At 62.4% G+C, this 7396-nt stretch carries 6 protein-coding genes; 1 reads left to right on the top strand and 5 read right to left on the bottom strand.

Features of this window, described 5'->3' with window-relative positions:
* Positions 1-27: 27 nt before the first annotated feature.
* The gene (locus tag DM374_RS16220) at positions 28-576 is read right to left on the bottom strand and encodes a sugar O-acetyltransferase (RefSeq protein ID WP_110970772.1); all 549 of its coding nucleotides are present in this window, start codon (positions 574-576) and stop codon (positions 28-30) included.
* 108 nt (positions 577-684) lie between these two features.
* Between DM374_RS16220 and DM374_RS16215 the strand changes: the two genes are divergently transcribed.
* Positions 685-3066: a penicillin acylase family protein gene (locus tag DM374_RS16215; RefSeq protein WP_110970771.1), complete on the top strand. Its 2382-nt coding sequence runs from the start codon at positions 685-687 to the stop codon at positions 3064-3066.
* 105 nt (positions 3067-3171) lie between these two features.
* On the opposite strand, the gene DM374_RS16210 is transcribed toward DM374_RS16215, so the two are convergent.
* The 4 genes from DM374_RS16210 to DM374_RS16195 are packed head-to-tail and all read right to left on the bottom strand — an operon-like array spanning position 3172 to position 7268.
* A complete protein-coding gene (locus tag DM374_RS16210; protein WP_110970770.1) occupies positions 3172-4059 on the bottom strand; it encodes an ABC transporter permease subunit in 888 nt (295 codons plus the stop codon).
* On the bottom strand, positions 4056-4976 hold the full coding sequence (locus DM374_RS16205) for an ABC transporter permease subunit (RefSeq protein WP_095156410.1): 921 nt from the start codon (positions 4974-4976) through the stop codon (positions 4056-4058). Before DM374_RS16205 ends, DM374_RS16210 begins: the two co-directional genes overlap by 4 nt.
* The gene (locus DM374_RS16200) at positions 4973-6115 is read right to left on the bottom strand and encodes an ABC transporter ATP-binding protein (protein WP_110970769.1); all 1143 of its coding nucleotides are present in this window, start codon (positions 6113-6115) and stop codon (positions 4973-4975) included. The genes DM374_RS16205 and DM374_RS16200 overlap by 4 nt, the downstream gene beginning before the upstream one ends.
* Positions 6116-6173: 58 nt before the next feature.
* Positions 6174-7268 (bottom strand): polyamine ABC transporter substrate-binding protein, encoded by a 1095-nt coding sequence (locus tag DM374_RS16195; protein WP_110970768.1) that lies wholly within the window; start codon positions 7266-7268, stop codon positions 6174-6176.
* Positions 7269-7396: the final 128 nt, after the last annotated feature.

The following is a 7396-nucleotide window of genomic DNA, read 5'->3' as shown; positions in this document are numbered from 1 at the left end:
ACCCCATGTGATAGCGGCGTTTCCCGCTTAGCGCACCCGCGCCGGATTCCCCACCACCGTCGCTCCCGCCGGCACATCGCGGGTCACCACGCTGCCGGCGCCAATCACCGCGTTATCGCCAACAGTCACCCCTGGCAGGATGATCGCTCCGCCGCCGATCCACACATTGCGGCCGATCTTCACCGGCTTGCCGCTTTCCAGGCCGCTGCGGCGCAGTTCCGGGTCGCGGGGGTGGTCGGCGGTGTAGATCTGCACCGCCGGGCCGATCTGGCAGTCGTCGCCGATGCTCACCGGGCAGACGTCGAGGATCACGCAGTTGAAGTTCATGAAGACCCGCGCACCCACGTCGATGTTGTAGCCGTAGTCGCAATAGAACGGTGGACGGATGACCACATCCGCTCCGACCGTGGCGAAATGCGCAGCCAGCAGTTCATGGCGCTGTTCATTGAGCAGGTCAGCGCAGCCGTTGTAGCGTTGCATCCAGTGCTTGTTGGCACTCTGCTCAGCCTGCAATTCCGCACAGGAGGCCCGGTACAACTGGCCTGTGAGCATTTTCTGTTTTTCGCTGAGATCCATGGCCGCAACTCCTGGCTGATGGGTTAGGTTGCAAAAGTCTATCCTCTGTCCGAAAGATGACCGACTCACTGGAAGAAAGATCCTCCGGACCCGTTGCAAGGAGCTTCGATGAAACGCAGTCTCTCCCTTCTCGCCGTCGCCATCGTCGCCGTGGCCGCAGGTGGTGGCTATTGGTATGTGCAGGGCAAACAGCCGCTGCGCAACGGCGAATTGGTCCTGGCGAATCTTCAGGCGCCGGTCAGCGTGCGCTACGACGAGCGCGGGGTCCCGCATATCCAGGCACAGAACGAAAACGACCTGTACCGCGCCCTCGGCTACGTTCACGCCCAGGACCGGCTGTTCCAGATGGAAATCACCCGGCGCCTGGCCCGAGGTGAGTTGGCCGAAGTGTTGGGGCCAAAGCTGGTGGACACCGACACCCTGTTCCGCAGCCTGCGCATTGCCGAGCAGGCGCAGGTCTACGTGGATCGGCAGGACAAGCAGTCTCCAGCCTGGAAAGCGCTGCAGGCCTACCTCGACGGCGTGAATGCCTGGCAGGCCGCGCATCCGAAACCCATGGAGTTCGATGCGCTGGGCATCACGCCGCGCCCCTTCACGGCGCAGGACACGGTGAGCATCGCCGGCTTCATGGCCTACAGCTTCGCTGCGGCGTTTCGCACCGAGCCGTTGCTGACCTTCATCCGCGACCACCTCGGCGCCGACTACCTGAAGGTCTTCGACCTCGACTGGCATCCCGACGGCGTGCTGCAAAAGGCGCCGGCACTGGCCGACGCCGACTGGAACAGTCTGAGCCACCTGGCGCTGGTCAGCCAGCAAGCCCTCGGCGAAGCCGGCCTGCCGCAGTTCGAGGGCAGCAATGCCTGGGCCGTGAGCGGCCAGCGCACCCAGAGCGGCAAGCCGTTGCTGGCGGGCGACCCGCATATCCGCTTCTCGGTGCCGTCGGTGTGGTACGAGGCCGAGCTGTCGGCGCCGGGCTTCCACCTGTACGGCTATTACCAGGCGCTCAACCCCTTTGCTTCCCTCGGGCACAACCGCGACTTCGGCTGGAGCCTGACCATGTTCCAGAACGACGACATCGACCTGATCGCCGAGCGGGTCAACCCGGACAACCCCGATCAGGTCATGGTGGGTGGCCAGTGGCAGGCACTGACCCGCACCGAACAGACCCTCAAGGTCAAAGGCGAGGCGGACAAGACCATCACCCTGCTGCGCTCGCCCCACGGTCCCATCGTCAACAAAGTGATCGGCCAGGACGCGGGCCCGACACCGATCGCCATGTGGTGGGCCTTTCTGGAAACCGAGAACCCGATTCTCGACGGTTTCTACGCGATCAACCGCGCCAGCACCCTGGATGCCATGCGCAGCGCCGTGCAGAAAGTCCAGGCACCGGGCCTGAACTTTGTCTGGGCCAACGCCAAGGGCGATATTGGCTGGTGGGCCGCAGCAGCGCTGCCGGTGCGACCGGACGGCGTGAACCCGGCCTTCATCCTCGACGGCAGCACCACCCAGGCCGACAAATCCGGTTTCTACCCGTTCAGTGCCAACCCGCAGTCGGAGAACCCGGCCAGCGGCTATATCGTCTCCGCCAACTTCCAGCCGCTGTCACCCAGCGGCATGGTCGTTCCCGGTTACTACAACCTCGCCGATCGTGGTCAGCAACTCGACCGGCAACTGGCCGACCCGCAGGTCAAATGGGACCTGCAAAACAGCCAGGCGCTGCAACTGGGCACCAGCACCGATTACGGCCCGCGCACCCTCGGGCCGCTGCTCGGGGTGTTGCGGCAGGTGGTGCAGGACGAGCAGGGGCGCGAGCTGGTGGAGCAACTGGCCGGTTGGCGCGGCGACTACCCGCTGGATTCGGTCAACGCCACGCTGTTCAACCAGTTTCTCTATGAGCTTACGTACGCCGCGATGCACGACGAACTGGGCGATAGCTGGTTCCAGACACTGCTGTCGACCCGGGTGATCGATGCCGCTTTACCGCGCCTCGCCGCCGACGCCGATTCGCCGTGGTGGGACAGCCAGGGCAGCAGCGAGCGCGGCAGTCGCGCGGCGGTGGTCAAACGCGCCTGGGACAAAACCCTGGCGCACCTGCGCGACACACTCGGCACGGACCCGGCGAGCTGGCAATGGGGCAAGGCTCACACCCTGACCCACGGCCATCCGCTGGGCATGCAGAAGCCGCTGGACCGTGTGTTCAACGTCGGACCGTTCGCGGCACCCGGGACCCATGAGGTGCCGAACAATCTGTCAGCGAAGCTCGGCCCGGCGCCCTGGCCGGTGACCTATGGACCGTCGACGCGGCGGCTGATCGATTTCGCCGATGCGGGGACGGCGTTGAGCATCAATCCGGTCGGGCAGAGTGGGGTGTTGTTTGATCGGCATTATGCGGATCAGGCGAAGGCGTATATCGAGGGGAAATACCAGCGGGCGTGGTTGGGGCTGGCGGGGGAGACGGAGGGGACGTTGCGGTTGGTGCCTGGGAAATAAATTTCGGGGCCGCATCGCGAGCAAGCTCGCTCCTACAGAGGACCGCATGGCCTGTAGGAGCGAGCTTGTCGGGGCGCCGAACCGTCGCGAAGCGGGATCAGCAGATCAAGCCTGAGCCGCCGCCGGGCGACGCACATCCGGCTGTTTCCACGAATCCGCAGCGCTCTCTTCGATCGCCTGCTGAATCGCACGCTTGCGGCGCTCTTCGGCACGGCGGCTGAAGTACCAGATCAGGAAGGTGGCAAACGACACCACCAGCAGGATCAGGCTGGCCACGGCGTTGATCTCGGGCTTCACGCCCAGACGCACCGCCGAGAACACTTCCATCGGCAGGGTGGTCGAGCCAGGACCCGACACGAAGCTCGCCAGTACCAGGTCATCCAGCGACAGGGCGAAGGACATCATGCCGCCCGCCGCCAGCGAAGGCGCGATCATCGGGATGGTGATCAGGAAGAACACCTTCCACGGCCGCGCACCCAGGTCCATGGCCGCTTCTTCGATGGACAGGTCCAGCTCGCGCAAACGGGCCGAGACCACCACCGCGACATACGCAGCACAGAAGGTGGTGTGGGCGATCCAGATGGTGACGATGCCACGCTCCTGCGGCCAGCCGATCATCTGAGCCATGGCCACGAACAGCAGCAACAGCGACAGACCGGTAATCACTTCAGGCATTACCAACGGCGCGGTGACCAGACCGCCGAACAGCGTGCGGCCCTTGAAGCGGGTCACGCGGGTCAGCACGAAGGCGGCCAGCGTGCCCAGCGCCACTGCGGCAACCGCGGTGTAGCAGGCGATTTCCAGCGAGCGCATCACCGAACCCATGAGCTGGGTGTTGTCGAGCAGGCCGACGTACCACTTTATCGACCAGCCGCCCCAGACCGTCACCAGCTTGGAGGCGTTGAACGAGTAGATCACCAGGATCAGCATCGGCAGGTAGATGAACAGCAGGCCGAGCACCAGCATCAGCTTGGAGAATCCGAAACGCTTCATGCCCTGCCCTCCATCTCTTTGGCCTGACTGCGGTTGAACAGGAGGATTGGCACGATCAGGATCGCCAGCATGACCACCGCCAGGGCGGACGCCACCGGCCAGTCGCGGTTGTTGAAGAACTCTTGCCAGAGCACCTTACCGATCATCAGGGTTTCCGGGCCGCCCAGCAGCTCGGGGATGACGAACTCGCCCACCACCGGAATGAACACCAGCATGCAGCCGGCGATGATGCCGTTTTTCGACAGCGGTACGGTGATCTTCCAGAAGCTGTTGAAGGTGCTCGAACCCAGGTCCGACGCCGCTTCCAGCAGGCTCTGGTCGTGTTTCACCAGGTTGGCGAACAGTGGCAGGATCATGAACGGCAGGTACGAATAGACCACGCCGATGTACACCGCGAGGTTGGTGTTGAGGATCTGCAACGGTTCGTCGATCAGCCCCAACCACATCAGGAAGGCGTTGAGCAGGCCGTTGTTGCTGAGGATACCCATCCAGGCATACACGCGGATCAGGATCGCGGTCCAGGTCGGCATCATGATCAGCAGCAGCAGGACGGTCTGGATGTCCTTGCGCGCATTGGCAATGGCGTAGGCCATCGGGTAGCCGATCAGCAGGCACAGCAGCGTGCTGAAGAACGCCATCTTCAACGAGCCCAGGTAAGCCGAGATGTACAGCTCGTCCTGGGTCAGCAGGCCATAGTTGGCCAGGTTGAGCACCACCTGGATCTTGTCTTCAACGTAGCTGTAGATCTCGGTATACGGCGGGATCGCCACATCCGCTTCCGCGAAGCTGATCTTCAGAACGATGAAGAACGGCAGCATGAAGAACAGGAACAGCCACAGGAACGGGGCGCCGATGACCAGATGGCGCCCCTCGGGTGTTATGCGATTGAGGGCTCGCTTGAGCTTGCGCATGTTCATGACCGCAGTACCACGCCGCTGTCGTCTTCCCACCAGACGTACACTTCATCGCCCCAGGTTGGGCGCGAGCCCTGGCGTTCGGCGTTGGCGACGAAGGACTGGACGATCTTGCCGCTCGGCAGCTCGACGTAGAACACCGAGTGGCCGCCCAGGTAGGCGATGTCGTGAACCTTGCCGCGCGACCAGTTGTACTCACAGGTTGGCTGTTGAGTCGTTACCAGGAGTTTTTCCGGGCGCAGGGCGTAGGTGATGCGCTTGTCTTCCACGGAGGTAGTGATGCCGTGGCCGACGTAGATGTGGCGCTCAAGCTCTGGGCTGGCGATGCGCGCGTGGCCTTCGGCGTCGTCGACCACTTCACCGTCGAACAGGTTGACGTTGCCGATGAACTCGCAGACCAGACGGCTGGTCGGGGTCTCGTACACGTCGATCGGGCTGCCGATCTGGGCAATCCAGCCCAGGTGCATGATGGCGATGCGCTGGGCCATGGTCATGGCCTCTTCCTGGTCGTGGGTCACCATCACGCAGGTCACGCCGACCCGCTCGATGATTTCCACCAGTTCAAGCTGCATCTGCGAACGCAGTTTCTTGTCCAGTGCACCCATCGGCTCATCGAGCAGCAGCAGTTTGGGGCTCTTGGCCAGCGAGCGGGCCAGGGCGACGCGCTGACGCTGACCGCCGGAGAGCTGGTGCGGTTTGCGCTTGGCGTACTGGGTCATGTGCACCAGCTTGAGCATCTCGGCCACACGGGCTTCGATCTCGGCCTTGGGCATCCGGTCCTGCTGCAGGCCGAAGGCGATGTTCTGCGCCACGGTCATGTGCGGGAACAGCGCGTAGGACTGGAACATCATGTTGATGGGCCGCTCATAGGGCGGCATGTCGGTAATGTCGACGCCATCGAGGAAAATACGCCCCTCGGTCGGACGCTCGAAACCGGCCAGCATGCGCAGCAGGGTGGATTTACCCGAACCGGAGCCGCCGAGCAACGCGAAGATCTCACCCTTTTTTATTTCGAGCGAGACATCGTCCACCGCGATGGTTTCGTCGAACTTCTTTGTGACCCGGTCGATCTTGACCAGCACCTGTTTAGGTTGCTGATCGCCCTCGAGGGCTTTTTTGTAGGCGCCGGAGGCAACTGCCATGTGTGAAACTCCCAACAGAATGTTCTGTACCCGCCCCTGCCGTGACGGGTACGGATTTTTATTTGCCCGACTTGACCTTGGTCCAGATGCGGGTCATCAAACGTTGCACTTTGGGCGGTAGCTCAGAGTTGACGTACAACTTGTCCAGCACTTCCTGCGGCGGATAAACCGCCGCGTCCTTGCGAACATCCTGGTCCATCAGGTCGCCAGCCTTGGGGTTAGGGTTGGCATAACCAACGTAATCGCTGACCTGGGCAATGACCTCAGGCTTGAGCAGATAGTTGATGAAGGTGTGGGCCTCTTTGACGTTGCCGGCATCCTTGGGGATGGCCAGCATGTCGAACCAGAGGTTGCCGCCTTCCTTGGGAATCACATACGCCACTTCCACGCCTTTGCCGGCTTCTTCAGCACGGGCCTTGGCCTGGAAGATGTCGCCGGAGAAGCCCGCGGCGACGCAGATATCGCCATTGGCGAGATCGGATATGTACTTGGAGGAGTGGAAGTAGGTCACGTAAGGACGCACGGCGAGCAGTTTCTTCTCGGCAGCTTCATAGTCCTTGGGGTTTTCGCTATTGGGATTGAGCCCCATGTAATTCAGCACGGCCGGCAGCATTTCGTCCGCCGAGTCGAGGAAGGCGACGCCGCAACTGGAGAGCTTCTTGATGTTCTCCGGCTCGAACAGCATGGCCCAGGAGTCGATCTTGTCGGTGCCGAGCACCGCCTTGACCTTCTCGACGTTGTAGCCGATGCCGTTGCTGCCCCACAGGTACGGCACGGCGTACTGGTTGCCCGGGTCGTTACGCTCCAGGCGCTTGAGCAGGGCGGGGTCGAGATTCTCCCAGTTCGGCAACTGCGCACGGTCGAGTTTCTGGAACGCGCCGGCCTTGATCTGCTTGCCGAGGAAATGGTTGGACGGCACGACTACGTCATAGCCGGTGCGACCGGCCAGGAGCTTGCCTTCCAGGGTTTCATTGGAGTCGAACACGTCGTACAGCGGCTTGATGCCGGTCGACTTTTCGAAGTCCGCGAGTGTGGTCTGGCCGATGTAGTCCGACCAGTTGTAGATGTGCACCGTTGGCGCCGCTTGGACGCTGCAAGCCAGCGTCAGACCCGCTCCAGCCATGACGGCCTTGCGAAATACAGAAATAGACAAGTGGGAGGTCCTCTACATTAGTGCCCGTGGCATACGGCAGAAATACCTGCCGGCCATGCAAACCGGCGCGCAACTTACCTTCGATACACCTGACCAGCAAAAGAATTTTGCATTGCAGCCCCCACAGG

This window comes from Pseudomonas huaxiensis, assembly GCF_003231275.1.
Taxonomy (GTDB): Bacteria; Pseudomonadota; Gammaproteobacteria; order Pseudomonadales; family Pseudomonadaceae; genus Aquipseudomonas; species Aquipseudomonas huaxiensis.
Note: the sequence above shows the minus strand (reverse complement) of the source record. Positions and strands in the feature narration are given on the sequence as shown.